This window comes from Achromobacter sp. UBA2119, assembly GCF_002331005.1.
Classification (GTDB): Bacteria; Pseudomonadota; Gammaproteobacteria; order Burkholderiales; family Burkholderiaceae_B; genus Achromobacter; species Achromobacter animicus.
In genome coordinates this window covers 291532-316798 of sequence record NZ_DCYD01000018.1, presented here as the reverse complement: position 1 = coordinate 316798, position 25267 = coordinate 291532, and the positions used below count along the sequence as shown (strand labels likewise).

Here is a 25267-nt window from a genome sequence, read left to right as displayed (position 1 = left end):
ATCATGATTCAGTATGATGTGCAACCATAATTCAACCGCCACAGGCGAAACTTTGAATCATGATTCAGACCTACGCAGACCGCCTCCTCCTCGCCATGAACCAGCGCAATGTCGATGTGACAACGCTGGCCAAAGCGTTGGGCATGAGCTATCAGGGTGTTAAACGCGTCGCGGACGGCAAGTCCAAAGCGTTTACCGCCGCCAACAACGAAGAGGCCGCGCACTTCCTCCGCGTGTCGCCGCGATGGCTCGCAACTGGTCAAGGCGACATGGACGCCGGAGCGGTTCGCGCGCCAGATCCTTGGCCGCTTCCATTTGTGGAAGAGGCAGACGTGCGCGCCCTGCCGCCGGAGCAACTAACCGCGCTGGGGGTGGCCGTTGCCCTGGCCGTCGCGCAGCTCAAGCTCAACATCAAGGTTTCTCCCCAGACGGCGACCGCGCCCCCAGCGGCAACGACGGGACTGCGTGCTCACAAGCCTGGCGCGTTGGTGGACATGGATGCTGCTGATGATCCATTTCCGATGCGTATCCCGGGGCTCCCGCCCGCGCCCTGGGATGCGGAGCGTGCGGCGCCGCGCACCGCCGCGCCCTTGCGAATCAGCACACAGGCGGGCGTTACCGCCAATGCCGGGCCGGGGGAGCCGCACGCGGCTAATGACGAATTCGAGGAAGTGCCCGAGTTGGCAGAGGTACGCTTGGCCGCGGGAGACGGCATCGAGAATCACAGCGAAGACCAGACCGGCATGATCCAGTTCCGTCGCTCGTTTCTCAAGGCAGTGGGTGCGGATAATGGCAAGGCGCGTGTGGTGTACGCGAAGGGGGACAGTATGGAGCCCGTCATCCGCGACGGTGCCGCGCTGCTGGTCGTGCCCAACGAGAACCTCACGCTTCGCGACTTGGCCGCCGGCGGCGTCTATGCCATCAATTACGACGGCAAAATGATTGTGAAGACGGTCGCCAAAGACAAACTTACCGGCCGGTGGGTGGCGCGGTCGTTCAACCCGGCATATCAGGACATCCCGCTGGAGAACGGACACCCCGCTCGCGTGCTGGGCCAAGTCGTTTGGACGGGCGCCCGTCTGCGGGATGATGAGGCCGGACAGTGGGTACGCTCGTGATGCCCCACGACCTCATGCATGAAGTGGATGAGAAGCTGCTCTCGCACCCGAATCAGCATCAAGCATGAAAAAGCCGCCCACAAAAGGGGCGGCTCTCAATAGGCAGAGACGTTCAGGCAATCACAGCCAACATTGCCTGATAGGCGTTAGGCTCGATCTTTTGGTCGTCTCGGTTTATCTCACTCATGACATCGTTGTAGGCAATGGTCCGCAGCGACTCAATTTCAGGTGCATCCGTTTTCCGTGCCTCAGCCAGCAAAGGCAAGATTTGCGCCGCCGTTAGTTCCTGGGCTTTGGTCAAAAGCTCATCGTACTTCTTGATGTCCATTTCATTCGGCACCGCCTTGTCGGCAGGTCGAATGACAATCACCATGGCGCCAAATACGGCGGCCAGCACCGCACCCGCAATAGAAACCCAAGCAGGAAAATTCGTAGCCATAGCCGACATTACGCCGGCACCACCAAGTATTGCCAGAAAGGTTGAGATAGCCTGGATGCGCCGATACAGCCTCGCCGTCCGCTGTGCGAGGCGCTGCGCGTACCGAATTTCTCCAAGAACTTGATCCTTGGTCTTGATAATCGTTTCGCTCATACGTACCTCCTATCGCGACGGTGGCGGGGCTGGCGGCTGCGGCGCTGGTATCGGCCTGGGCGGTACATGCCCCTTCACCGGATAGCTAAAGTAAGACACCCGATCGACTCCAAAGTTTCCATGACTGTCCAAATCATAACCGGCCGAGAAAAGTCATGGGTAGAGCGATCTCAAAGGTGGCCACAGGAGCCTGCCGACGTCAAGGCGCATCTAGATCTTGGGGGTGCTAATGGCTCCTTGCGCCACACCGACCCACTAAGATCCGTGCCACCGCCCAGTGGATTTTTAATGCGCCATCAACCAAACGATTGAATTATGATTGACCTGCAACTTGAATCATGATTCAATGGCTGCATGGTGGAAATACACCGCCAGAAAAGGAAAGCCCCGCACCTGTTAGCGCAGGCCGGGGCTTCAAGAAGTACCGCAGTTAGCGCTGCGGCCCTCGTACCTGGACAGCCTGAGGAGGCCAACATGTCCAAGAAAAATATCCGCCCGCATGGCGCGGAGGGGATCTTTCATCCTCGCACAGTAACAAAATCTTCGTTGACCGTCAATACTTCGTCAACGCTCGCATTTCCCTTCCGCGCTGATGGCTTTCGAGCTGCCGAGCAATGGCACGTGGCGTTCTGCGCTGCAGCCGATGCAGCCCGAGGCTATCTCTTCCCCTCGGGCCTACGCCAAGCATTTGAAGCGCTGCCCCTCCCCGCTCGCTCAGATTTTCTGGATGCGGTCGGCGCATTGCTGGTCAGCTTCGCAGTCATCGGCGCGCCGGCCCCCGGCCGCCAGAACCTTCGTGAAGACGTGGCGTTGGCACTCAAGTCACCAGAAGAACAGGATCGCTGGGCGCAGGCCAACAACCCCGAGGAGGACGCAGCATGAGTTCGCGCACCGATGCAATCCTCCGCATTACTCCCGCCGAATACCGTCAATTCGCTGAGGAAGTGAAAGCCTGCGGCATGGTCCTGCGACTGTTCGAACAGCCTGCACAAATCATCGGTCTCCGCTCCGGCCTCGACGCCAGCGTCATCGATGCAACGTGCGAAGAGGTTACGGGCTCGCTCGTCGAAGCTCCGTCACTCCTTCTTTGCACCCACATTGATGCTGGCCGAGTTCGTCGTGAGGCAAAGGACCGCTACGAATGCGACCTGTCTCAACTGACCGATTCGGAGATGTACCGCTTCTGGCTGTATCACGAGATCGGTCATGGCGCGGATAACTATTGCTCCCTCTCCTTCCAGCTCAGCGAAGCGGCCAACGACGCGGAAAGCGCCAAGGACATTCTGCACCGCATTTGGTGCGCGAATGAGGTCCTGGCGGATCGCTGGGCCTGGGCGCAGGTGTGCGACAGGCCGATGCCGTTGACCGCAAGCGGAAGGCGGTTCCAAGAAGCTATCGCGGCTGAACTGGAGTTCCTCGATGGAGTAACGGGCGGCCGAAAGAACTATGCAAAACGGCCGTTCCCGCACGTCAAACCCGGCCCGTATCACGGCGTGCCCCTTCGAATGCTGGCGCGAGAAGACGCACATCTTTGGATCGGGCCTGACATCGCGCCAGGCGTGAAGGAGCGGGCGCTGCGATTCGAAGAGCGAGCCATGCAAAGCCCCCATCACCATCTGCCGGAACGGCTGGTGAACCGCGTGCAAAGTCGTGCGCCGCTCGATCTGACGCACGTTACGGTATTGGAGGTGGCATGAGCCCGCGCAACAACATCCCCGCCCCCCAGGACCTCGCCGGCGCGGCTTGGGAGATCAAGGCACTCCTCGATGCGCTGGACGAGCTCATGCCGCTCGACAAGGCCGAAGGCGTGGCGCTCCATGCCCTTGCGCAAATCGGTAGCGCCAAGGCCCGCGAGCTGGCCAATCATCTGTCCGTCGTGACGGAGGTGCGTCATGTCTAAGCCCCGCAACCCAACCGAACAACTGGCGGCTGCGGTGCGCGGTCGCGCGCTGTACACCCGCCTGTACGACAAGGCCACGGCTGAACTGTCCGAGTGCAAGGCTGAGGCAGCGGCGATGCGCGAACGCTGCGCAACTCTGGCCAGCGCGCTCGAGATCACCACCAGCATTCTCGAGGCCTCGTCCGATCCCCATCTGAAGGCCAGCGCCGTCGCGGCGCGCAGCCTATTGAACACTGCGGGGCGCGCGCCCGCCGCGGAGGCTCATCAATGAAAGCTCTTGTCATCCCCGCAAGCACAGCCGCCACTATGAGCAGTCGGGAAATTGCTGATCTGGTGGAGGCCCGGCACAACGATGTCGTGTCCACGATCGAGCGCCTGTTCGACAAGGGACTTTTACGATCAAGTCGTAAAACCCGGCGCGAGGCCACGCGCGGCCGGCCGATTGACGTGTATGACCTGGTCGAGCGGGATACGCATCTTGTCGTGGCCGGCTACAGCGATGAGCATCGCGCCCGCGTGATCGATCGTTGGCAAGAGCTGGAAGCGCAGGCGGCGCCAGGCTTTGCCATCCCGACAACGCTTTCCGGCGCCCTGATGCTCGCCGCCGAACAGGCAGCCACCATCGAACGCCAGCAGGCTCAGATCGCCGATGCCGCCCCCAAGGTCGAGTTTGTGGACCGCTATGTGGATGCCACCGGCAATAAAGGCTTCCGCCAGGTCGCAAAGCTGCTCAAGGCGAACGAGGCGCGATTCCGCGAGTTCCTGGAGGCCAAGAACATCATGTACCGCCTGGGCGGGGAATGGACCCCGTACCAGAACCATATCGACGCAGGCCGCTTCGTGGTCAAGACGGGCGTGTCCGAATCGGACCACGCCTACACCCAGCCCAAGTTCACGCCTAAGGGCATCGAGTGGATCGCAGCCCTGTGGGCCGTGCATTGCTTACGTGAAGATGAAGATCGGGAGGCAGCATGAAACAGTCAGACATGAACCACCTGCGCAGGCTGCTCGGATGGATCCGATGCGAGATCGAACAGCCGCCGGCGGAGCAGCAACGGACCATGATCTCCATTGCGGAGAAGCTGGGCGAGTGCGGAATCGATCCCGACGCTAAGGCACGCTTGGTCGAGGGATATCGCCGGGCCGAGGCCGTACCGGTCTATGTCCGAGATGCGGTGAACGCCCTGGAAAAGTTGCTCCCCGCCCCCGGGCGCGGACCTGGTGCTGAAGGACCGCGCGCAACGGCTGAAACCCGCGTCAATATTGGGTTTGACCCTGGTGCTCCTGCCGGGCGCGCGCCACACCGCCCCATGAGCCTGGGCGCAATCTTGGCCGAGTACAACAAGGGATGCGGAAACACTGTCGGCACAGGCTCGGAGCATTGCCCGGAATGTGTCGCCGCTTTCGTCCGTGCCCTTGAGGCCCTGAACGTCCGCCAGGAATGCGTTCCCGTAGGCGATGCACAGGAAGCATTCGTTTCGTGGTGGAACGGTCAGGATGAGGGAAGTATCCGTTTCGACCTTGCGCAATACCCGGATGACCTTAAGTCCACATTCAACAACCTGTGGAACGAGGCATGGCGGGTTGCCCTGGCCGGGCACACGCAGGAGGGCGAGACATGCTAACTTCCCGCCTTTCTCACAACGCCCTCGCCCAGCTATTCCGCTGGCCGCTCCCAACCGATGGACGAACCGAAGAAACCCCGCCGGCGAAAGAAGGATCCGGACGTTCTGTATTGCTCCTTCTGCAACAAGTCACAGCACGAGATCCGCAAGCTGATCGCGGGGCCGAAGTCCTACATCTGCGACGAGTGCATCGAGATCTGCAACGAGATCATCGTGGAAGAGGACTACCTGAACGCGGAGAGCAAGGGCGCGCTGGCGGCCTACATCGTGGAGCAGCAGGAGGAGGTTGCAGAAATCCAGCGCCGCATTCTCAAGGCCGCCCGAGCGCTTGGCGCGTCGATCGCACCTGGCGGCGGTACGCAGCACTGATCCTGACCTCGTTCGCGCTGACGGGCTGCTCGAAGACGCCTGTGTCTGTGTCGAGTACGGACAACCAGGAGATCCAGGTTGCCGAACTGTTCACGCACAAAGGCGTGACAGTCTTCCGGTTCAACGATGCCGGCCGCCGGGTCTACTTCACCAGCAAAGCCACCGACGTAACGGCGTCGCACGTCGAGTACTGCGGCAAGGGGTGCTCGCGGGCGGTGACCGTCGAGACCAGGGGCGAATGGGCAGTGAATGCGGGGGGTCGGAAATGAGCGCCGATGTCCGTATCGAACCCGTTTACGTAGACCTGGCGACGGCTTCGGCGATCACCACCCTTGCCGAATCCACAATCCAGGCGATGGTGGCGCGCGACGAGTTCCCGCCCCCGCGAGAGCTATCCGGGCGACGCGTCGGATACCTGTACGCCGAAATCTTAGAATGGGCACGTGCTCGGCCCAGGTCTACGATGCTTCCGCCCCGCAATACGGGCGCAAGAAAGCCCAGGCCAGGGGGCCCAGCGCCGGCGGGAAGCTAACGGCTGCGCTTCGCCAGCTTTTCCAAGTAGTCCGACAGGCGGCGCAACCAGATTCGACGCTCCTTGTCGTAGGAATAGCGGTTGTAGTCGCCCTCCACGCCTTCGAGCATGTGGCCGAGAATCACCTCGGCCACATCTCGGGGGCACTTCAACGAGGCTAGGAACGTGCGAGCCGTACGGCGTAGATCGTGCGGCGCCCAATGCGTGACGGTCAGCCTGATGCGCTTTCGATGTGGCGTCGTCTCACTGTAAGGCTGGTGGTAATAAACGCGAGTTTGTACCGACTTCTGCTCCCAGTGCCCCGACGCGCCATAGGACGGAAATAGGTAGCCATCGGGATACGCCTCCAACCTGCGCCTGACGATCTCCTCTGCCCGTCCTACCAAGGGCACCCGAAAATCAGTTGCCTCCTCCCGTCTGACGTTCTTGGTCTTCGCCTTCGGCACCGTCCACCACAGGCCGTCTGACTCTTCAGTTATCTCGCCCGCTTCCATCACGGTGATTTCGGCGCCGCGCGCTGCAGTCCAAAGGTAGAGCGTCAGAATGTCGGTTATGTCCCGCGAGAAGTTCGGCAGCCAACGGATAAGCTCCCCAGCTTCAGTAGGCGACAGTACGCGCTTCACGACGCCGGACTTAACGCCATTGATCGCTTTTCCCTTGGACTTCAGTTTTCCCCGCAAAATCACTCGCCACCAGTTCGGCACCGTCTCCGGAAGCTTGCCCGCATCGTGGCAATACTCCCAGGCCGCGCCCAGCTCGCGCCGCAGGATTTGAGCTTGGACGGGAGTATCGGCGTACGAATCGATCAGTTCGAAAGCTTGCGCCCTGGTCACCGAGGCCGCCGGCGCGTCCGCCAAAGCGCCCAGCATGGTCGCAAATGTGCGCTTAATCTCAGCTTGTCCTTTGGGCGCCCGATTCCGCTCCACATGACCAGTCAAGTACGCGGCGCAGACATCCATTACCGACACGTTGGCGCCGTCCGCCTTTGCTTGCGCCGCGGCCAGCGCCTCGACCGCAGCGGCGCGTGCGTCTTTCGCCCGCTTTGCCACGTCCACGCCTGATGCGCGTTCCTGCCGCAGCCCGTCCCAGGCACCCATAGCGGCCGCGAACGAAACCTCCGGCCAGCGCCCGATCTTGTGCCGCCGCATCTTGCCATCGATCGGACTCTTAAATCGGTACAACCAAGTCCTGGTGGTGGCCGTTGCTACCAAGCGTAAGCCGGGGCATCCATCAATGGTAAGGTGTTGCCCTGGCTCAAGAAGCTTGGCGGCGCGCGCATCGAATTGCATAGCTATGTTGCCCTCTGGCGTAAGTTTTCCAGAGGATGCTAAACGAAGCGGCGTAACTTTTCAAAATCACACAGCAAAAAGTTACGCCAAATCGGCAAGTGATGACGGGTTTAGATGGGTGTCGCTGGGCCGTTCGCCCTTCAATAATCAAGGCTCATCCCTCTGTAAATGCAAGCTGCACAAGGCAAAAACACGAAATCGCCCGGTGAAATCGAGGAATCGATTATCGGCCACACCCCCATGATGCAACAGTACCTGCGCCTCAAAGCCGAGGCCGGGCCGTTGCTGCTGTTCTATCGCATGGGCGACTTCTATGAAATGTTCTACGAAGACGCCGAGCGCGGCGCGCGGTTGCTTAACCTCACGTTGACCAAGCGGGGCTCGTCCAATGGCGTGCCCATTCCCATGGCCGGACTGCCTGTGCATGCCATGGAGCAATACCTGGCGCGGCTCGTCGCCATGGGCGAGTCCATCGCCATCTGCGAACAGATCGGCGATCCCGCCGCCTCAAAGGGCCCGGTCGAGCGCCGTATCGTGCGCATCGTGACCCCCGGCACGTTGACCGATGACGCCCTGCTGCCCGCCAAGGCGGACCGCGCGCTGGCGGCCATTTTCGTCAGTGGCAGCGCGCGCGCGCCGCGTGCCGGGCTGGCCTGGCTGAATCTGGCCAGTGGCGAGTTCCGGGTGACCGAATGCGCGCCGGCTCAACTGGAATCCGAACTGCACCGCATCGCGCCGGCGGAGATCGTTTGCGCGGACAGCGCGGAGTTCGATTTTCCGTTCGAGGGCGCGCGTTCCCGCGTGCCGGACTGGCACTTCGAAAGCGACGGCGCCCGTGCGCATCTGCTCGCGCATTTCAAAACGGACACCTTGGCGGGCTTTGACATTGAGGATATGCCGGCCGGCATTTGCGCAGCGGGCGCCCTGCTGCGTTATGCCGCGCGCACGCAGTCGCAGGCGCTGGCGCACGTGCAGAGCCTGTCCGCCGAGCGGCCCGGGCAGTTCGTGTTGCTGGACCCGGTCACGCGCCGCAATCTGGAACTGACGCAGACGCTGTCGGGCGAAGACTCGCCCACGCTGTTCTCGCTGCTGGACGGTTGCCGCACGCCGATGGGCAGCCGTCTCCTGCGCCGCTGGCTGCATCACCCCTTGCGCGAGAATGAGCAGGCGCTGGCGCGGCAGCAGGCCATTTCTGCGCTGCTGGCCGGCCGTATGGACGTCGAGCAGACGTTCGGTTCGGCGGGACTGCTGGAAGCCCTGCGCGCCTCCTTGAATGCCTTTCCCGATATCGAGCGCATCGCGGCGCGACTGGCGCTGCGGTCCGTGCGCCCGCGCGAACTGGCCAGCCTGCGCGATGCGCTGCAGGCCCTGCCGGCGCTGGCCGATCTGGTCGAGCCCATGTCGGCCTCGCCGCGCATCGGCGAACTGATCTCCCACCTGTCGGTGGATCCCGCGCTGGCCGCGCTGCTGGTGCGGGCGATTGCCCCCGAGCCGGCCGTGGCGATCCGCGATGGCGGCGTGCTGGCAGCCGGCTTTGATGCGGAACTGGACGAATTGCGTGGACTGGCCGCCGATGGCGGGGACTTCCTGGTCCAGCTCGAAGCCCGCGAGCGCGAGCGCACCGGCATCAGCAATCTGCGCGTGGAGTTCAACCGCGTGCATGGCTTCTATATCGAAGTCACCAAGGGCCAGACGGCCAAGGTGCCGGAAGACTACCGCCGCCGCCAGACGCTCAAGAACGCCGAACGCTATATCACGCCCGAACTCAAGACCTGGGAAGACAAGGTGCTGTCCGCGCAGGACCGCTCGCTGGCCCGCGAAAAATGGCTGTTCGAGCAATTGCTCGACGTGTTGGCCGAACACGTGCGCCCGTTGTCGGACTGCGCCGCCGCGCTGGCCGAACTGGACACGCTGGCCGCCCTGGCCGAGCACGCGCAGCGCCATGACTGGGTCGCGCCCGAACTGTCCGAGCAGGCCGACATCGACATCGACGCCGGCCGCCACCCGGTGGTGGAGCGCGCCATCGAACGCTTTACGCCGAACGGCTGCCGGCTGGATCCGGCGCGGCGCATGCTGTTGATCACCGGCCCGAACATGGGCGGTAAGTCGACGTACATGCGGCAGGTGGCGCTGATTGTGCTGCTGGCGCGCATCGGCAGCTTCGTGCCTGCGTCGCGCGCCCGGATCGGCAAGATCGATCGCATCTTCACGCGCATCGGCGCGGCCGACGATCTGGCGGGCGGACGCTCGACCTTCATGATGGAGATGACGGAGGCCGCGGCCATCCTGTCGGCCAGCACGCCCAACAGTCTGGTGCTGATGGACGAGATCGGGCGCGGCACGTCTACCTATGACGGCCTGGCGCTTGCGTGGGCTATCGCCTGCCGCCTCTTGTCGCACAACCGCGCGCTGACGCTGTTTGCCACGCACTACTTTGAATTGACGCGTCTGCCCGCCGAGCAGGCCACGGCCGCCAACGTGCACCTGGCCGCCGCGGAATCGGCAAGCGGCATCGTCTTCCTGCACGAAGTGCGCGAAGGTCCGGCCAGCCGCAGCTATGGGATTCAGGTGGCGCAGCGCGCGGGCGTGCCCGCCGCGGTCATCCGCCAGGCGACACGCGAACTTGAACGCCTGGAAGCGCAAGGCGCCCCGACGCCGCAGCTGGGCCTGTTCTCGGCCGCCGCCGAAGCCGACGCGCAGGCGCACGCCGAAGCCGAACGTTCGGACGCCATCGAAGCGCTGGACTCGCTGCGCGAGGAGCTTTCCGCCATTGACCCCGACAGCCTCACCCCGCGCGAAGCGCTGGATGCCCTTTACCGCTTGAAGAAGCACCTCCAATGAACCTCGACCACCCCCTGCCGCTCCTGGGCAATCAAAGCCCCAACGACTTCATGCGCCGTTACTGGCAAAAGAAGCCGCTGCTGATCCGCCAGGCCATTCCGGCTTTCAAGCCGCCCGTCACCATCGCGGCCATCAAGAAGCTCGCGCGCCGCGACGACGTGGAATCGCGTCTGATCTGGCGCGAGAACGGTGAATGGCAGATGGAAAACGGCCCCTTCGCGCGCCTGCCCAAGGACGACGAGGGTGATTGGACGCTGCTGGTGCAGAGCGTGGACCTGCATAGCGATGCTGCGGCCGAACTGATGGCCTTGTTCCGCTTCATTCCGGACGCGCGTCTGGACGATGTGATGATCAGCGTCGCCAGCCACGGCGGCGGCGTTGGTCCGCATTTCGACAGCTACGACGTGTTCCTGCTGCAGGCCGCAGGCGAGCGCGAATGGAGCTACGGCCGCCAGAAGGACCTGTCGCTGGAGCCGGGTCTGCCGCTCAAGATCCTGAACAATTTCCAGCCCGAGGAAAAGGCAGTGCTGGCGCCGGGCGACATGCTGTACCTGCCACCGCAGGCCGCGCATGACGGCATAGCCATGGGCGACGGCTGCATGACGATCTCCATCGGTTTCCGGGCGCCGACACAGGCGACACTGGCGCGCGGCCTCCTGGAAGCCGCTGCGGACCAGGTGATGGCCCGCGTGGGCCTTCTGGGCGGTCCCTATGGCGAGCCTGCCCTGCCCGGCCCCAAGCTGTCGGCGGTCTACCGTGACCCGGGCCAGCCGGCGGTGGACACGCCCGCGGCGCTGCCGGACGGACTGGTGGCCGCCACGCTGGAAACGGTCGAAAAGCTGCGTTTTGACGATGCCCTGGCATCGCGCTTTCTGGGCTGCTGGCTGACCGAGCCCAGCAACCTCAGCGTGTTCGATGCGCCCGAGGGGTTGGATGTCGATCTGGAAGAAGATTGGCCCGCGTCCGGCCGCCTGGTGTTGGATCGCCGCAGCCGCATGCTGTATCGCGGCAAGCAGCTTTTCATTAACGGGGAAACAGCCATGACGCGCGCCGATGTGGCGTTGCGCCTCTTGGCCGATGCGCGTAGCCTGGATTGTGCGCATCCCGCTTGCGCCCGTCTTTCAGAGGATGCGCGTTCCTGCTTGGCGGATTGGCTGGACTCGGGTTGGATTCATTACCGCCCCGAGTAGTATCTGGAAACCTGAAAGTATCCGTGTCGCACAGAAAGAAATCAGGTCTGTAAGCCGGGTCACATCAAGAAAGACATAACACCAAGCTGAAAGGTTTGTTGCTTTTGGGATGCCACCGCTTTAACTTTCACACGCGATCGGCATGAACCTTCCTGTAGCCTGAATTCTGGTTTCCCCTAACGGGGTTTCAAGAGTCGTCATCTACAGGAGTTCAAATAATGATGAGCAAAACCTTGATTATTGCCTCGGTGCTGGCCGTTGCGCTCAGCGCTTGCAACAAGAAGGAAGATGCCCCGGCACCGGCGGCCAACCCCACTCCCGGCGCGACCACGCCCGCTCCTGGTGGCACGCCGCCGGCATCGCCTGCGCCGACCCCTGGCACGACCCCCGGCACCGGTTCCACCACCCCGGGCGGCTCGACCACCCCCGCGTCGTAAATCTTCAGGCACGAACCCCCGCACTGAAAGACGCAAAAAAAACCCTGGCATGTCATGCCAGGGTTTTTTTGTGCCTTGCCGCGGCACGCTGAGCGTGCGCGGCAAGGTGGTTTCAATTACATCTTGTCCTTCAGGACGCTCAGCAGGCGCTGCGCCGTCGGGCTGTTGTCAGGCGAACCGTTGGCGTCCAGCACCGAGACGGTGGTCTGTTCGCCGTTGCCCACCAGGTGGATGCGGTACTGGGGCGCCTGCGCCTTCTTGTCGCCGGAGAACATGCGGCTGAAGAAGCCGGGCTGTTCCATCTTTTCGCCCGTGTCCGTGTCGACATAGCGAACGAAGTAGTCGCCAGCCGAACGATCGCGGTCTTCGACGGCGAAGCCGCCGCCATCGAGCGCCACGCCGACACGGCGCCAGGCGCGGTCGAAGGATTCGCTGACGATGAGCGACGCGCCCTGTGCGCGGACGTCCTGCTGCACGGCCGGACGCTGCGGCGACGCTTCGGCCTGCTGGACCAGCCTGCGGGCGTTGTCGACGTCGGTGCCCAGGTAGACCATCATGCGCGCCAGCATGGCGGCGTTCAGGCCCGGGTCTTCCTTGCCGTTCTGCCACTGCACCTGAGCGCCGTCGGAGCCGACGCGCTTTTCAAGCATCTGGCGGTGGCTGACGTAGATTTCGGTGTGGCCGTTGACGCGTTCGACGCGGGTGCGGAATTTCTCGCGCTCGCCGCTATCCCAGGCTGTTTCCAGCACGGCGCCCAGGGCTTGGCGCAGCCAGCTTTCCGGGATCTTGGCGCGGTTCTCGGCCCAGTCCGTTTCGATCAGGCCGGCGCCGGGGTTGTTGGTGGCGACGGTAAAGCCGCTTTCGGTCCAGAAGTCGATCAGGCGGGGGAAAACCTGCTCGGGCGGACGGTCCACCACGAGCCAGCGCAGGTCGCCGTCGCGCTCGACACGCATGTCGGAGCGGCTGGGAAGCACGTTGCTGGTCTTCGGGGCGCTGGCCTGGGCCACGCCTTGCTGCTGGAACTCAGAGAAGGTGGTGGAGCCGGATGCCGGCGCGCGGTAGCGGGGGTCGCTGTTGGCTTGCGTCAGGTCGGGCGGAATGCTCAGGGGCTCTCCGCGTTGGTTCACTGCGCTCTTGTAGTCGACCGATTCTTCATTGCCCAGGAATTGGTTGACCTCGGAGCACCCGGCCAGCAACACCAGAGACATCAATGCCGACAAACCGGCATGACGCTTGTTCATACGTTTCCTCACGATATTTAGAGCAGTCCCGTTTCCTGGAGCGCGTTGCGCACCGTTGCGTGATGCGGCGCGCTCAGTTCGACCAGTGGCAGTCGGTAGCCAAGCGCGCTGCGGCCCATTTCGGCCAACGCCCACTTGACGGGGATGGGGTTGGCTTCAACGAACAAAGCCTTGTTCAGACGCGCCAGGAACGCGTTAAGTTCACGGACCTTCGGCACGTCGCCCGCCAGGGCGGCGGCACAGAGGTCGCGCATGAGCTTGGGCGCCACGTTGGCCGTGACGGAAATGTTGCCGCGCGCCCCCAGCAGGATCAGGGCGGCCGCGGTGGGATCGTCGCCGCTGAAGACCTGGAAACTGGCAGGCGCCTCGCGGAGGAGCAGGCCGCCGCGGGCGATGTCGCCAGTGGCGTCCTTGATGCCGATGATGCCCGGCACCTGCGCCAGACGCAGGATCGTGTCGTTGCTCATGTCGGCAACGGTACGGCCCGGCACGTTGTACAGGATGGTGGGCAGGTCGACGGCTTCCGCGATGGTGCGGAAGTGGCGGTACAGGCCTTCTTGCGACGGCTTGTTGTAGTAAGGCACGACCGACAAGCCCGCGTGAGCGCCGACCGCCTTGGCGTGGCGCGTCAGGTGGATGGCTTCGTCGGTGGAGTTGGCGCCCACGCCAGCAATGACCGGAATGCGGCCGGCGGCGTGTTCGACGGCAACGCGGATCAGTTCCGCGTGTTCTTCCATGGAGACCGTGGGCGACTCCCCGGTGGTGCCCACCACCACCAGCGCGTCGGTGCCTTCCTGGACGTGCCAGTCGATCAACGACCGGTAGGCAGCGTAGTCCAGGCTGCCGTCGGGTTGCATTGGGGTGACCAGGGCCACCATGCTGCCCTGGAAATTAACGCCTGCGGCGGTAGCAGGGGATGCCATAGATTCGGGCTCCAAAACCCCGCGGCGGGATTGCCCCAGGGCCTGATTCAGTGAAACCGCTGAGTTTAACGGATATTGGGAGGAATCTTACAGAAACCACTGAACGATTGTCGTTCCCAGCCCGAGCACCGGTTGCATCAATAACCAGAGCACATCGGTGACCAAAAGCACAATGACGATGATCAAGCCATACGGCTCGATTTTCGAGTATTGCCAGGCCAGACGATTGGGCAGCAGGCTGAACAGGATGCGTCCGCCGTCCAGCGGCAGGATGGGCAGCAAGTTCAGCGCCATCAGCACGAGGTTGACGTTGACGCCCGCCACAGCCATTTCGAACCAGAAGCTTTCGTGCAAGCCGCTTTCCATGAACAGGCGCAGCGACAGCGCCCACAGGATGGCCATGAACATATTGGCAGCCGGGCCGGCCAGCGCCACCCAGGCCATGTCCTTTTTGGGACGGCGCAGGCGGCCGAAGTCGACGGGAACCGGCTTGGCCCAGCCGAAGAGCAGCATGGAGCCGCCAATGAGTTTGGAGGCCAGCAGGATGGCAACCGGCACGAGCAGCGTGCCGACGGGGTCGATGTGCCGCACCGGATTCAGGCTGACCCGTCCGGCCTGGTAGGCGGTCGGATCGCCCAACATGCGCGCCACGTAGCCGTGCGCGGCTTCGTGCAGGGTGATGGCGAAGATAACCGGTATCGCGTAGACCGCAATGGTTTGGATGATGTCATTCATGGCGAACCGGATTGTAGATGAGCCACGCCCGCGCGCGGCACGTCTCGTGCATCGAGGCGAGGGGTGAAATCAGACAAGTCCGAGCGTGGCGGGATCGCCGCGGCCCAGGCGCACGACAACCGGCTCGTCGCCCGTGAGGTCGATCACCGTGGTGGGCGCCTGCGGGCAGGCGCCCGCATCGATGATGGCAGCCAGATCGTGGTCGTAACGCTCGCGGATATCTTCGGCGTCGTTCAGCGCCTCGGTTTCATCCTTGGGAATGAGCGTCGTGGACAGGAGGGGCGAGCCCGCCTGCTCCAGCAAGCCCAGGAGGACGGCGTGATCCGGCACGCGGATGCCGATGGTCTTGCGCGAAGGGTGCGATACGCGCCGCGGGACTTCCTTGGTGGCCTCGAGGATGAAGGTCCAGGGGCCGGGCGTCGCGGCTTTCAGCAGGCGGTACTGCTTGTTGTCGACGCGGGCGAAGTGGCCGATCTCGGCCAGGTCGCGGCACAGGAGCGTGAGGTGATGCCGTTCGTCGAGTCCGCGCAGGCGGCGCAGTCCGTCGGCGGCGCTTTTGTCGTCCAGGCGGGCGACGACGGCATAACTGGAGTCGGTGGGCACAGCCACCAGGCCCCCGTCATTAAGCCATTGCGCGGCTTGCTTGAGCAGCCGCGGCTGGGGATTTGCTGGGTGGACGGAGAAGTACAAAGCCATGGGTTTATCCTAACATCCTTGAAGGCCGCTCAATTGCGCGGCGATGCAAAATGGCGGTATCGCCGATCCGCCCCGGAGAACGAATATGCGCCTTGGAAATTCGCGCCAGAGCAACAATGTGGAAGACCGCCGTTCGGGCGGCCCGCGAATCGGGGGCCGCGGCACCATCGGCATAGGCACGATAGTACTTGCCCTTGTCGCAATGTACTTCGGTGTGGATCCGCGCGTGGTCCTGGACATGGCCGAGGGCCCGGCGGTGCAGGAGCAGGCGCCCGCAACGGCCCCGCCTGCCAACGATCCGCAGGCCGTCTTCGTGTCCAAAGTGCTGGGCGAAACCGAAGACGTGTGGAACGCTATCTTCCAGAAGGAACTGAACCGCCAGTACGTCGAACCCAAGCTGGTGCTCTTTCGCGGCGCCACGCCGACCGCCTGCGGCACCGGCCAATCTGCCATGGGGCCCTTCTACTGCCCTGGCGACGGCAAGGTCTATATAGACCTGTCGTTCTTCGACGAGCTGCGGAACCGGTTCAAGGCGCCGGGCGATTTCGCGCAGGCGTATGTGATCGCGCACGAAGTCGGCCATCATGTGCAGCACCTGCTGGGCATTTCGGACCAGGTTGACCAACTGCGCCGTCGCAACCCGTCGCAGGCCAATGCGCTGTCGGTGCGGCTGGAGCTGCAGGCGGACTGCTTTGCCGGCCTGTGGGCGCAGCGCGCCGATGCGGCGCGCAACATTCTTGAAGGCGGCGACGTCGAAGAAGCGCTGGCAGCGGCCACCGCCATCGGCGACGACCGGCTGCAGAAGCAGAGCCAGGGCTACGTGGTGCCCGATGCCTTCACGCACGGCAGTTCTGCGCAGCGCGTGCGCTGGTTCAAGCGCGGCCTGGAAAGCGGCAGCATCAAGCAGTGCGACACGTTTGGTGCGACGTCGCTGTGACGGCAGATTCGCGCTGGGCGTCGGCATGCCATCATTCCAGGCCGGCCGCCCGCTTGACTGTATATCCATACAGCCAACCAACCCCTGCCGTCTTCATCTTGTAAGATTACGCCCCCTCGCAATGCTGCGCGCGCGTGTTTATCTCCGCGGCGCGGCGGGCGCAGCGCACGCCACTCGCAGGTTTGCCCACGCGCCCTCCAAGACCCTTTATCTGTTTCCATGGCCAACAAGTTCGAACCGCTAATCACCGTTGATGAGGTGCAAGAGATTCTTGCCGAACCCAAGGAAACCGCGAAGCCCATCGTCTGGGTCCCGAAGCCGGCGGCGGGCACTGCGCAGTGGATGGAGTTCAGCAGCCCTTGCAAGATCAAGGGCGACGTGCGCGAAGACGTGATCTTTCGCGTCATGTACCGGGGCGCCCGCACCGCCGTGCATGGCCAGGCCACCATCTTTCTGACGGAAGCGTTCTGTGCCAGCCTGTTCGTGGGGCCGCACCGGGTGTACGGGGTGGACACCGACGATTCGTTTCACACGAGCCTGGTAGGCGCGGACCGGCCGCAGTACCGCAAGCCGCTGGCCGACCGCAGCCATGAGCACATCTGGGTCGGGGAAGGCGAAGGTTATGCCGAGCCCGTCGTGCCTGCGCTGGACACCATCGCGGCGCTGATGCAGTATTTCCTGCCGCGAGCGAATCTGACGCTGGCCGGCGGCTTTGCGCATCCCCTCAAAGGCCGCCAAATCGAACTGATCCTATGAGCAATTTTCTGGAAGCCTCCGGCTGGACCGTCCTGCCGGCGGGCGAACACGCCATCCGCGCCGTGTCTCCCATGACGCTGGGCCTTGACGGCCAGCACGCCGCCTTTTTCATCGCGCATCCGGACGAGTCGTCGTTCTACCTGACCGACGCCTGTGAGACCGCGATGCACGCGTCGAGCTTCGGCATCGAGGTAGCGGCCAAGCGCATCGACATCCTGAACGAGACGCCGGGCGTCACCCTCGCCCACTTCGACCGGTCGGGCGCCATCGTGGCATCGGGCCCGAACGAACAGTTGCAGGAAGCGCTATGGGACGCGGTAAAGCTGGCGATGGCCCTGTCGTTTCAGTGCGCGAAGTGGATGCCGCGTTTCAGCCAGCTGCGCTTCCGCGCCCAGGTGGGACGCGCGCTGGCCGAAGGCGTGGGCGTGAACCGCATGGTCAAAGGTGCGCGCGCCAAGGGCAGCAGCGGTCACACGGCGGACTTCGCGTACGCGGTGCGTGCGGCGGGCAGCACCGCCCTCACCTACATCGAGCCCATTGCCCTGAAGGCGGGCAAGAAGATGGACTGGACGCAGGTCTATCAGACTCACGGCAAGATGTCGGACGTGAAGATGGCCGATGCGCGCAACTCGCGCATGGTAATTCTGGAAGACGGCGCGTCGGCCGAGGAATTCAAGAAGGCCGTGACGATCCTGGAGCAGTCCGCCACCGTGCAGACGCTGGCCAAGACGCGCGACTGGCGCGAAGTGTTTTCGACGTAGCCGCCAAAAGGCAGGCGGGTCAGGACGGCAGATTGGTCAGGCCGTCCACGATTTCGCGGCCATGCAGAATGGCCGCATGGACGGCCTCGCGCGGGCTGTAGACAAAGCCGCCGCCGGCAAATTGCGGTACGGGGTATTCGTCGCCGCCTTCAAGGATGGCGCCTGCCTGCACGACCATCACCGATGCGATGAAGACAGGGCCGCTGGATTGCGCCGGAACTTCGATAGCGCCGCTGCCCCGGGAAACCTTGGCCGTGAGGCGGTATCCCTTGTAGATCAAGTTGTTCTGATGCACTTCGGTAGTCCTCTATCTGCCGTCGAGCATACTCCGTGATTCGATGACAATCCGGATAAGTTTTGTAACCCAAGCAGAAAATGGAAACACTGTTGCACTGCCGCAAGCGCGTCCCCGTTTCTCGACCGCTGGGAATCAAAATGGCCATTTTGCCAAGAGTCAGCGTAGACGCGGCTTGCGGGGCTGCACCGCCTTTTAGCGGTGCAGCATCAACAGCGGTTTCCGGGGATTTACCCTAGGCCCTGTTGCGAAAGTGCATCCTGGGACACTTTCATCCCTGTCATGCGCATGTAATCGTCCAGCCGCCAGCCTTTACCGAGCAGGATCATGCGGGTATGCAGGTCGTCCCGCACGGCCGGACTGACCTCACTTCCCAGATACGTGAGCTGCTTGCTGCGCAGGTCCACGAAGCCCAGCACATAATCGCGCGCCAGCCCCATCCACAAACGATGCGCACCCACCGACTGGCGGGCGCCGCTCAGGATGCACAAACCCGCATCCAGCGCCCAGCGGTACACCGCGGTGGCCAGTCCCATGCCCTGGTAAGGGGCGGCGTACTTGGAATGCGGGGCGCGCACGTAGGGATCGGCGCGCCGCCCCACTTCGATCAGGCGGTTGAACACGGTATAACCCGCCAGCCGGCCGCGCCGCACGTCCACCACATACACGTAATACTCGCCGTCGGCCTCGCGGTAGCGAAGCACGATGCCAGGGATATCGGTCTTGACCTCCGGCAATCCATGCAGGCGGTCCATCGGACGATTCATGCGGTTGTGGATGGCATCGAGTTCCTTGTCCACTTCTTCGGGACTATGGTTAACGTCGATGCGCAATTCCGTCACGATCGACATGATGTGACGGAACGCGTGCAGGGCCAGCGTAGGCAAGGCCACCTCCTGTACAGGGTTGAGAAGCTGTCCGCGAGGGACGGGACGTAAAAAAAGCCGCATCCGCGGCTTGAAAGGTTGTGTGCGGGTGCACCGCCGTATGGGGCGGTATGGATGGGGCGAGGCGCGGAGGAAGCGATCAGGCTGCTGCATGCGCGTCCCGTTGGGCGGCGGGTTGGTCGCCGGCAAGACCGAAGAAGGCCGGAAACTGGCGTTCGCCCTTGGCCGTGATGCGCAGCGCGCGTGAGTCCAGATCCTTGCTGATCCAGCCGCGCGCCAAGAGCGCATCGAGCAGCGCGGCGCCCAGTGCGCCTCCCAGATGCGAGCGCCGCTCGCTCCAATCCAGGCACGCGCAGGCAAAGCGGCGGCGGCGCTGGCGCGCTTGCGCGGCATCAACGCCCACCTGCGCGAGCGACGCCTCGCCCAGCGGCGTCAGCAGATAGTCGCGGCCGTCCGGCGTCAACCAGTGCCGGGCCAGCATCGCATCGTGAATCCGCACCGCCAGCGTGCCAGCCATGTGGTCATAGCAGGTGCGGCTGTCGCGCAGCGCGGAAGGTGTGGTCGGCTTGAACGGGGCGCGGTCGGCGCCCGCCACCACCAACAGCGCCTCCAGCGCGTGGCCGACGTCACCGCTCGCCAGCCGGTAGTAGCGATGCTTGCCCTGCACGGCCATTTCGACCAGCCCCTGATCGCGCAGACGCTGGAAATGGCTGCTGGCCGTGGAAGCGCCGATGTCGGCGGCCGCGGCCAATTCCGTGGCGGTGCGCGCGCGGCCGTCCAGCAGCACGCATAGCATGCGCGCCCGCGCGGGATCGGCAATGGCGCCCGCTACGGCGGACAGGTTGATGTCGGCGAACTCGGAATCCATGATTCGGTATGGACCAAAGTGTTGTGTGCAGGACGTAAGCATACTTCGACTCAACGAAACCAACATCCACCTTGCCATCCCATGCCTGCCTCCCCTTCCTTTTTCGGCTGGAAAGTCCTCTACGCCACCTTCATACTCGCCGTCTTCGGGTGGGGCGTCGGCTTTTACGGGCCGCCGGTCTTCCTGCATGCCGTCGTCCAGCGCAACGGCTGGAGCGTCGGGCTGGTGTCGGGCGCGGTCACCCTGCATTTTCTGGCGGGCACGGTGGTGGTGGCCAACCTGCCGCGTCTGTACCGGCGCATCGGCGTCGCCCGCACGACCGCAGGCGGCGCGGCGCTGTTGGCGCTGGGCGTGGCGGGATGGGCGGTGGCGCAGGCGCCGTGGCAGCTTTATGCCGCCGCAGTGGTCAGCGGAATGGGCTGGGTCACGCTGGGCGCGGCGGCCGTCAACGCGCTGATTGCCCCCTGGTTCGTGCGGCGGCGTCCCGCCGCGCTGGGCATGGCGTACAACGGCGCCAGCGTGGGCGGCATCGTCTTTTCGCCGCTGTGGGTGTTCCTGATTGCGCAGGCCGGCTTCGCGCAGGCAGCACTGTGGGTTGGCCTTGCGATGGTCGCCGTCATTGCCGCGCTGTCGCACAAGGTGTTCAAGGTGACACCGCAGCAAATCGGCCACGCGCCGGACGGAGATCCGTCGGGCGGCGTTCCGTCGGGCGGGGTCCCGTCGGGCGGCTCATCGTCGGCCGGCTCATCGTCAGTCGGCATCCAGTCTAGCGGCACGCCCCCAGCCACCGCCCCATCGCGCGCCGCGCAGGAAAGCGCCGCAACGCCCACGCCAAGACTTGCGATCAAGCTGCGCCAAGACCGGGCGTTCGTGACGCTGGCCGCCGGCATGGCATTGGGGCTGTTCGCCCAGATCGGTTTGATCGCGCACCTGCTGTCACTGCTGGCGCCGATATTGGGCGCGCAGACGGCAGGCCTGGCGATGGGACTGGCGACGGCCAGCGCCATCGCCGGCCGCTCGCTCGTCGGCTGGCTGATGCCGCCAGGGGCCGACCGCCGCAAGATAGCCTGCGCGGCATACGCCGTGCAGATTGCGGGATCGCTGGTGCTGATGCTGGCCGCCGACCATGCGTGGGCGCTGTGGACGGGCGTCGTACTGTTTGGGTCGGGCATCGGCAACGCCACGTCGCTGCCGCCGCTGATCGCGCAGACGGAATTTTCCCGCGAGCAGGCGGCACGCGTGGTGCCGCTGATCGTCGCGCTGTCGCAAGGCGCGTATGCCTTTGCGCCCGCGGCATTCGGCGCGCTGCGCACGTGGCTGCAGCCTTCGGGATTGACGCTTCCCGGCTTCCTGGCTGCGGCCGCCCTGCTGCAAGCCGCGGCCATCGCATGCTTTGCGGCCGGCCGGGGCGCGCACGCCAAGCGCGGCGCGCCCTGATGCCTCAGGCGCCTTTGCCGCGCCGGGCCACCAGGCCGGCCATGACTGCGTCGCCGCGTTCGCTGACCAGGCCTTCAGCGACGCCCTCGCGATCCGCCGCATTGCGGTTCTGGCTGACCTTCCACTTGCCTTCGATACGGGCAATGGGAATCTCGACGCCGATAATGGCGCGCATCTGCGCGGCAATGAAATCGGCGGGCGCCTCGTCCACCCGCCACGGCTGGACGCGCGCCTTTTCCTGGCTGTCGGTCAGCGCCTCAAGCTGCGCGCGCAGCCAGGCCGGATCGTCCTGGATCACCGGCGTGCCCCACACGTGCACGGCCACGAAGTTCCAGGTCGGCACGACCTTGTGCGTTTCCGCCTTGGTCGCGTACCAGGACGGCGTGATGTAAGCCTGCGCGCCATGAAAAGCCACCAGACACTCGCGTCCCGCGGCCAGCTCGGCCAACTGCGGATTGGCGCGCGCCACGTGCAGGCGCAGGACGCCGTGCTCGCCTTCGGGATACAGCAGACAGGGGATGTGATTCGCCATCAATCCGCCCTCTCCGCTGGTGAAGACAACCCCTAGCGGGTGGGCGCGGATGAACTCGTGCTGGATTTCCAGCGAATCTTCGCGAAAAGCGGACGGCAGGTACATGGAAGCGGCGCGATCAGAAGGGAGGAAAACGACAACATACCGCGCGCGTGGCACCACTGAAAGAGCCACACAAGCTGCCTTTCATGGAGCCATGCGCGGCGCACACCCGGAACACCGCCCGTGCCCGTCCGGCCGCTATTGCCGGGATCGACCGTACGCCGCGTTCATGCGCTCGCGAGCCTGCGTTTCATGCGCGAAAGCGCGGTCGTAGTTTTCCAGGCACCCTGCCGTGGGATTGGGCCACTGGATTGCAGCGATTGCGTCGGTCAGTTCGTCACGTGCCCGCTGCCATTCCTTGACGGCGGCATACCATTCGTTGGCGGTGTCCATAGATACTCTCCCCCTTCTATGTGCACACGCCAATCGTAGCGCTGGCCAACACCAGCGAGACAGCGTTTTCGCATGGCCAGATGGATGATGTGGCGGCGACGCAGCGATGCATTGCGCGAGCGAAAAAATTGCCGCGCCGCGCCGCGGTTCAGGCAGATAATTTCCAGCAAGGATCGTGCCGGTTTTGCGCCTGCCTGCCGCGGGCGCCGTTTTTCTGACAAGGGAAAAAGCCATGAAGCCCAACCTCGCACTGCGCGCGGCCTGCTGCGCGCTCATCGGACTGGCCGGCTGCACAAATCTGCCCAAGGCCAAGGACTATTCCACCGCGCTCGGCGAACCGCAAAGCCAGCTTCAGCAGGATCCCAACTGGAGCGGCGGCCGCATCTGGGTCAGGCCAGGTCCGCCGATCGGCAGCCAGTTCGACAAGAAGCTGCTCATGGAAGACGTCACCTACATTCCGGGCGACCGGCCGGACGAGCTGGACTTCCGTGACGACGCCGAGATGCGCCAGCGCGTGCTGGCCTACATGAACGCGGCCCTGCGCCGGGAGTTCACGCAGGCGGGCTATCAGCTGATCTCCGCGCCAGCCCCGCGCTCGGTGCGGCTGCGCGCCGCCATCACCGGCACCTTCCGCAACGACCGCGATCCGCGGCCGGGCGAGTATGTGCCCATTGGCTATGTGCTGGGCCAGACTGCCAAGGCTGCAGGCCTGCGCGACCAGTCGGCGCGGCTGCTGATCGAAGCCTCGGCGCGCGATGCCACCACCAACCAATTGCTGATCGCGTCGTTGGGCGCAGTCACAGGCAGCAATTTGCCGGAAAACCGCAAGCCCACCGCCGCCGACGTGCAAAGCGCCATCGACGACTGGGCGCGCCGGGTCCGCGAGCAGTTCGACCGCATCTGGGTCGGCGAAATACCCAAGACCAAATGACGCGCGGCGGACATTTTCCGCCTTCATATCACGATGTGATGAATATTGACGTCAACCCTCACTTACCCAGGGCCGCCGGCTAATGCTACTGTTCCGCCTGTGCAAGGAGTACATGCAATGGATCAGAAAACGAAGCCCTGGGCATTTCCCAAACCCCACCCCGAAAACACGCCACGCGGCGAACGCAACAAACAAGAGTTCGACACGCCGCCCAAGGAAGAAAAACCCGCGGCCAAACCGCGCGCCAAAAAGCAGACGCCTGCGACCGGGCGGGCGCGCCCGTGAGGCTGGCGGCAAAGGTCTGTACGGCAGCGCTGGCGGCGCTGTCCGCGCTGTCCATGGCGGCCGCCGCCGCGCCCGGCATCCAGACGGGCGACATGGTGTTCCAGCAGTCCCGGTCAGCGCAAAGCCTGGCCATCCAGCAAGCCACGCACTCGCCCTACAGCCACATGGGCATGATCGTGACGCGCCAAGGCCAGCCCTACGTGCTTGAGGCCGCGGCGCGCGTCAGCTACACCCCCCTCTCTCAATGGACCGCGCAAGGCGAGCGCGGCCATTACGTCGTCAAGCGGCTGCGCGACACTTCCCTACTGACGCCCGACGCGCGCGATCGGCTAGCGAAGGCGGGCGCCGCCTACGTCGGCAAGCCCTACGATCTGGTATTCGCCTGGTCGGACGACCAGATCTACTGCTCTGAACTGGTGTGGAAAATCTATCAGCGCGTACTGGGCGTGAAGGTCGGCGCGCTGGCGCCGCTGAAAAGCTTCGATCTCGCATCGCCTGCCGTGCAGGCCAAGATGCGGGAACGCTACGGCAAGAACATTCCGTGGGAAGAACCCATCATCTCCCCGGCCGCCATGTTCGAGTCCGACCAACTGGTCACGGTAGGCACCTTCTGATTGCAGTGCGCGGCGCAACCGCCGTCCAAGGAGCGCAATGACGGTTTCCATCCTGCTGAGCATCGCCATTGCGCTGGAAACGGGCTGGGGTGCGCTGGCATTGTGGATCCGCGCGCCGCTTTCATCGGCATGGAAATTGGTCGCAGTGGTCGCGTGGGTGATGTTGGCATTGGCGGCCATCGCCGGGCTGATATGGCCGCGTTGGTGGCCGGGCCTGGTTCTGCATGGCGCGGCGCTAGCCGTCCTGCTCGTGTGGTGGCTGCGCATCCGCCCGTCCAACGACCGCCCGTGGCTTGCCGAAGTCGCCCGCCAAACCCACGGCGTCGTCAATGGCAACACCGTCACGCTGCACAACGTGCGCAACTTCGACTGGCGTTCGCGCACCGACTTCACGCCCCGCTGGGAAACCCGGCGTTATGGGCTGGACACGCTGCAATCGGTGGACGTGGCCCTGTCGTATTGGGGCCGTCCCGCCATCGCCCACGCGCTGGTGTCGTTCGGATTTGGCGACGACGATCACGTGGTGTTCTCGGTTGAAATCCGCCGCAAGCAGGGCGACCGGTTTTCCGAGATCGGCGGATTTTTCAAGCAGTACGAACTGAGCGTGATCGCCTCGACCGAAGCGGACAGTCTGCGGGTGCGCACCAACGTGCGCGGCGAAGACAGCTACCTGTACCGTATCCACATGCCCGAGGGCGCGGAGCGCGAACTCTTCGTAGCCTACGTCGACGCCGCCAACCGCCTCCGGACAACACCCCGCTTCTATCACACGCTCACGGCAAACTGCACCACCATCGTCTTCCAGATGGCCCGGCGCATCGTGCCCGGATTGCCGATGGATTACCGCCAGCTTCTGTCAGGCTACCTGCCGGAATACCTGTACAAGCTGGACGCCCTGCGCGGGGCCGCCAGCGCCGCAGAGTACCGGCGCCGCGGCCGCTATACGGACCGCGCCCGCGCCACCACCGACCCGGCCGAATTCTCCCGCAACATCCGGCAGGGTGTGCCCGGCATCGCGCCTGAATGATCCGGGTCCACGGC

At 64.2% G+C, this 25267-nt stretch carries 31 protein-coding genes and 1 pseudogene; 21 read left to right on the top strand and 11 right to left on the bottom strand.

Annotated elements, in window-relative coordinates; translation table 11 throughout:
* Nucleotides 1–59 precede the first annotated feature (59 nt).
* Nucleotides 60–1118: a S24 family peptidase gene (locus tag B3098_RS22480; protein ID WP_286899037.1), complete on the top strand. Its 1059-nt coding sequence runs from the start codon at nt 60–62 to the stop codon at nt 1116–1118.
* 112 nt (nt 1119–1230) lie between these two features.
* Here B3098_RS22480 and B3098_RS22475 read toward each other — a convergent pair whose 3' ends face one another.
* Entirely contained in the window at nt 1231–1710 is a 480-nt protein-coding gene (locus B3098_RS22475; RefSeq protein WP_286899036.1) for a hypothetical protein, read from the bottom strand.
* 474 nt (nt 1711–2184) lie between these two features.
* Here B3098_RS22475 and B3098_RS22470 point away from each other — a divergent pair, with 474 nt between their 5' ends.
* The 9 genes and pseudogenes from B3098_RS22470 to B3098_RS22430 all read left to right on the top strand — a co-directional run bounded on the left by B3098_RS22470 (nt 2185) and on the right by B3098_RS22430 (nt 6136).
* A complete protein-coding gene (locus B3098_RS22470; protein WP_286899034.1) occupies nt 2185–2592 on the top strand; it encodes a hypothetical protein in 408 nt (135 codons plus the stop codon).
* Entirely contained in the window at nt 2589–3407 is an 819-nt protein-coding gene (locus B3098_RS22465; RefSeq protein WP_286899033.1) for a hypothetical protein, read from the top strand. Before B3098_RS22470 ends, B3098_RS22465 begins: the two co-directional genes overlap by 4 nt.
* Complete coding sequence (locus B3098_RS22460) at nt 3404–3610, top strand: hypothetical protein (RefSeq protein ID WP_286899030.1); 207 nt, start codon at nt 3404–3406, stop codon at nt 3608–3610. The genes B3098_RS22465 and B3098_RS22460 overlap by 4 nt, the downstream gene beginning before the upstream one ends.
* Entirely contained in the window at nt 3603–3881 is a 279-nt protein-coding gene (locus tag B3098_RS22455) for a hypothetical protein (protein WP_286899027.1), read from the top strand. Before B3098_RS22460 ends, B3098_RS22455 begins: the two co-directional genes overlap by 8 nt.
* Nucleotides 3878–4585 carry a phage antirepressor KilAC domain-containing protein gene (locus B3098_RS22450; protein WP_286899025.1) on the top strand — a complete coding sequence of 236 codons (708 nt, stop codon included), beginning with the start codon at nt 3878–3880 and terminating at the stop codon, nt 4583–4585. Before B3098_RS22455 ends, B3098_RS22450 begins: the two co-directional genes overlap by 4 nt.
* Nucleotides 4582–5235, top strand: coding sequence for a hypothetical protein (locus tag B3098_RS22445; RefSeq protein ID WP_286899023.1), 654 nt, complete (start codon nt 4582–4584; stop codon nt 5233–5235). The genes B3098_RS22450 and B3098_RS22445 overlap by 4 nt, the downstream gene beginning before the upstream one ends.
* 57 nt (nt 5236–5292) lie before the next feature.
* Nucleotides 5293–5457, top strand: a pseudogene (locus tag B3098_RS22440) (ClpX C4-type zinc finger protein); the annotation flags it as partial.
* A gap of 188 nt (nt 5458–5645) precedes the next feature.
* On the top strand, nt 5646–5873 hold the full coding sequence (locus tag B3098_RS22435) for a hypothetical protein (protein ID WP_286899020.1): 228 nt from the start codon (nt 5646–5648) through the stop codon (nt 5871–5873).
* The gene (locus tag B3098_RS22430; protein ID WP_349677767.1) at nt 5843–6136 is read left to right on the top strand and encodes a helix-turn-helix transcriptional regulator; all 294 of its coding nucleotides are present in this window, start codon (nt 5843–5845) and stop codon (nt 6134–6136) included. The genes B3098_RS22435 and B3098_RS22430 overlap by 31 nt, the downstream gene beginning before the upstream one ends.
* On the opposite strand, the gene B3098_RS22425 is transcribed toward B3098_RS22430, so the two are convergent.
* On the bottom strand, nt 6133–7425 hold the full coding sequence (locus B3098_RS22425) for a tyrosine-type recombinase/integrase (protein ID WP_286899016.1): 1293 nt from the start codon (nt 7423–7425) through the stop codon (nt 6133–6135). The two genes, B3098_RS22430 and B3098_RS22425, sit on opposite strands and share 4 nt — an antisense overlap.
* 240 nt (nt 7426–7665) lie before the next feature.
* Here B3098_RS22425 and mutS point away from each other — a divergent pair, with 240 nt between their 5' ends.
* The 3 genes from mutS to B3098_RS22410 all read left to right on the top strand — a co-directional run bounded on the left by mutS (nt 7666) and on the right by B3098_RS22410 (nt 11893).
* Nucleotides 7666–10266, top strand: a complete 2601-nt coding sequence (mutS, locus tag B3098_RS22420; protein ID WP_286899013.1) for a DNA mismatch repair protein MutS — start codon at nt 7666–7668, stop codon at nt 10264–10266.
* Nucleotides 10263–11456 carry a cupin domain-containing protein gene (locus B3098_RS22415; RefSeq protein ID WP_286899012.1) on the top strand — a complete coding sequence of 398 codons (1194 nt, stop codon included), beginning with the start codon at nt 10263–10265 and terminating at the stop codon, nt 11454–11456. Before mutS ends, B3098_RS22415 begins: the two co-directional genes overlap by 4 nt.
* 218 nt (nt 11457–11674) lie before the next feature.
* Nucleotides 11675–11893, top strand: a complete 219-nt coding sequence (locus B3098_RS22410) for an endopeptidase (RefSeq protein ID WP_218344466.1) — start codon at nt 11675–11677, stop codon at nt 11891–11893.
* A 116-nt stretch (nt 11894–12009) separates the two neighbouring features.
* Here B3098_RS22410 and bamC read toward each other — a convergent pair whose 3' ends face one another.
* The 4 genes from bamC to B3098_RS22390 form a co-directional block, all read right to left on the bottom strand.
* Entirely contained in the window at nt 12010–13134 is a 1125-nt protein-coding gene (gene bamC, locus B3098_RS22405) for an outer membrane protein assembly factor BamC (protein WP_175124280.1), read from the bottom strand.
* 17 nt (nt 13135–13151) lie between these two features.
* Complete coding sequence (dapA, locus tag B3098_RS22400) at nt 13152–14057, bottom strand: 4-hydroxy-tetrahydrodipicolinate synthase (protein ID WP_175124281.1); 906 nt, start codon at nt 14055–14057, stop codon at nt 13152–13154.
* Nucleotides 14058–14144: 87 nt separating this feature from the next.
* Complete coding sequence (locus tag B3098_RS22395) at nt 14145–14792, bottom strand: site-2 protease family protein (RefSeq protein WP_286899009.1); 648 nt, start codon at nt 14790–14792, stop codon at nt 14145–14147.
* Nucleotides 14793–14861: 69 nt separating this feature from the next.
* The gene (locus B3098_RS22390) at nt 14862–15488 is read right to left on the bottom strand and encodes an L-threonylcarbamoyladenylate synthase (RefSeq protein ID WP_191579206.1); all 627 of its coding nucleotides are present in this window, start codon (nt 15486–15488) and stop codon (nt 14862–14864) included.
* 85 nt (nt 15489–15573) lie between these two features.
* Between B3098_RS22390 and B3098_RS22385 the strand changes: the two genes are divergently transcribed.
* The 3 genes from B3098_RS22385 to B3098_RS22375 all read left to right on the top strand — a co-directional run bounded on the left by B3098_RS22385 (nt 15574) and on the right by B3098_RS22375 (nt 17942).
* Nucleotides 15574–16425, top strand: a complete 852-nt coding sequence (locus B3098_RS22385; protein ID WP_286899008.1) for a KPN_02809 family neutral zinc metallopeptidase — start codon at nt 15574–15576, stop codon at nt 16423–16425.
* Between the two features lie 219 nt (nt 16426–16644).
* Entirely contained in the window at nt 16645–17181 is a 537-nt protein-coding gene (locus tag B3098_RS22380; RefSeq protein ID WP_286899006.1) for a hypothetical protein, read from the top strand.
* The gene (locus B3098_RS22375; protein WP_175124286.1) at nt 17178–17942 is read left to right on the top strand and encodes a DUF1828 domain-containing protein; all 765 of its coding nucleotides are present in this window, start codon (nt 17178–17180) and stop codon (nt 17940–17942) included. Before B3098_RS22380 ends, B3098_RS22375 begins: the two co-directional genes overlap by 4 nt.
* Nucleotides 17943–17961: 19 nt before the next feature.
* Here B3098_RS22375 and B3098_RS22370 read toward each other — a convergent pair whose 3' ends face one another.
* The 3 genes from B3098_RS22370 to B3098_RS22360 all read right to left on the bottom strand — a co-directional run bounded on the left by B3098_RS22370 (nt 17962) and on the right by B3098_RS22360 (nt 19992).
* Complete coding sequence (locus B3098_RS22370; RefSeq protein WP_175124287.1) at nt 17962–18237, bottom strand: hypothetical protein; 276 nt, start codon at nt 18235–18237, stop codon at nt 17962–17964.
* A gap of 230 nt (nt 18238–18467) precedes the next feature.
* Nucleotides 18468–19124 (bottom strand): N-acetyltransferase, encoded by a 657-nt coding sequence (locus B3098_RS22365; RefSeq protein ID WP_286899004.1) that lies wholly within the window; start codon nt 19122–19124, stop codon nt 18468–18470.
* Between the two features lie 139 nt (nt 19125–19263).
* Nucleotides 19264–19992 carry an ArsR/SmtB family transcription factor gene (locus B3098_RS22360; RefSeq protein ID WP_175185698.1) on the bottom strand — a complete coding sequence of 243 codons (729 nt, stop codon included), beginning with the start codon at nt 19990–19992 and terminating at the stop codon, nt 19264–19266.
* A gap of 81 nt (nt 19993–20073) precedes the next feature.
* On the opposite strand from B3098_RS22360, the gene B3098_RS22355 reads away from it, so the two are divergent.
* Nucleotides 20074–21429: an MFS transporter gene (locus B3098_RS22355; RefSeq protein WP_286899003.1), complete on the top strand. Its 1356-nt coding sequence runs from the start codon at nt 20074–20076 to the stop codon at nt 21427–21429.
* A 4-nt stretch (nt 21430–21433) separates the two neighbouring features.
* On the opposite strand, the gene B3098_RS22350 is transcribed toward B3098_RS22355, so the two are convergent.
* Nucleotides 21434–22066: an FMN-binding negative transcriptional regulator gene (locus B3098_RS22350; protein ID WP_175124290.1), complete on the bottom strand. Its 633-nt coding sequence runs from the start codon at nt 22064–22066 to the stop codon at nt 21434–21436.
* Between the two features lie 135 nt (nt 22067–22201).
* Entirely contained in the window at nt 22202–22396 is a 195-nt protein-coding gene (locus tag B3098_RS22345) for a hypothetical protein (RefSeq protein ID WP_175124291.1), read from the bottom strand.
* Between the two features lie 232 nt (nt 22397–22628).
* Between B3098_RS22345 and B3098_RS22340 the strand changes: the two genes are divergently transcribed.
* The 4 genes from B3098_RS22340 (at nt 22629) to B3098_RS22325 (ending at nt 25253) form a co-directional block, all read left to right on the top strand.
* Nucleotides 22629–23327 carry a DUF3313 domain-containing protein gene (locus tag B3098_RS22340; RefSeq protein ID WP_175138635.1) on the top strand — a complete coding sequence of 233 codons (699 nt, stop codon included), beginning with the start codon at nt 22629–22631 and terminating at the stop codon, nt 23325–23327.
* A 117-nt stretch (nt 23328–23444) separates the two neighbouring features.
* Nucleotides 23445–23612 carry a hypothetical protein gene (locus B3098_RS22335; RefSeq protein ID WP_174245436.1) on the top strand — a complete coding sequence of 56 codons (168 nt, stop codon included), beginning with the start codon at nt 23445–23447 and terminating at the stop codon, nt 23610–23612.
* Nucleotides 23609–24226, top strand: coding sequence for a YiiX family permuted papain-like enzyme (locus B3098_RS22330; RefSeq protein WP_279975524.1), 618 nt, complete (start codon nt 23609–23611; stop codon nt 24224–24226). The genes B3098_RS22335 and B3098_RS22330 overlap by 4 nt, the downstream gene beginning before the upstream one ends.
* A 37-nt stretch (nt 24227–24263) precedes the next feature.
* Nucleotides 24264–25253, top strand: coding sequence for a DUF4105 domain-containing protein (locus tag B3098_RS22325; RefSeq protein ID WP_286899000.1), 990 nt, complete (start codon nt 24264–24266; stop codon nt 25251–25253).
* Nucleotides 25254–25267: the final 14 nt, after the last annotated feature.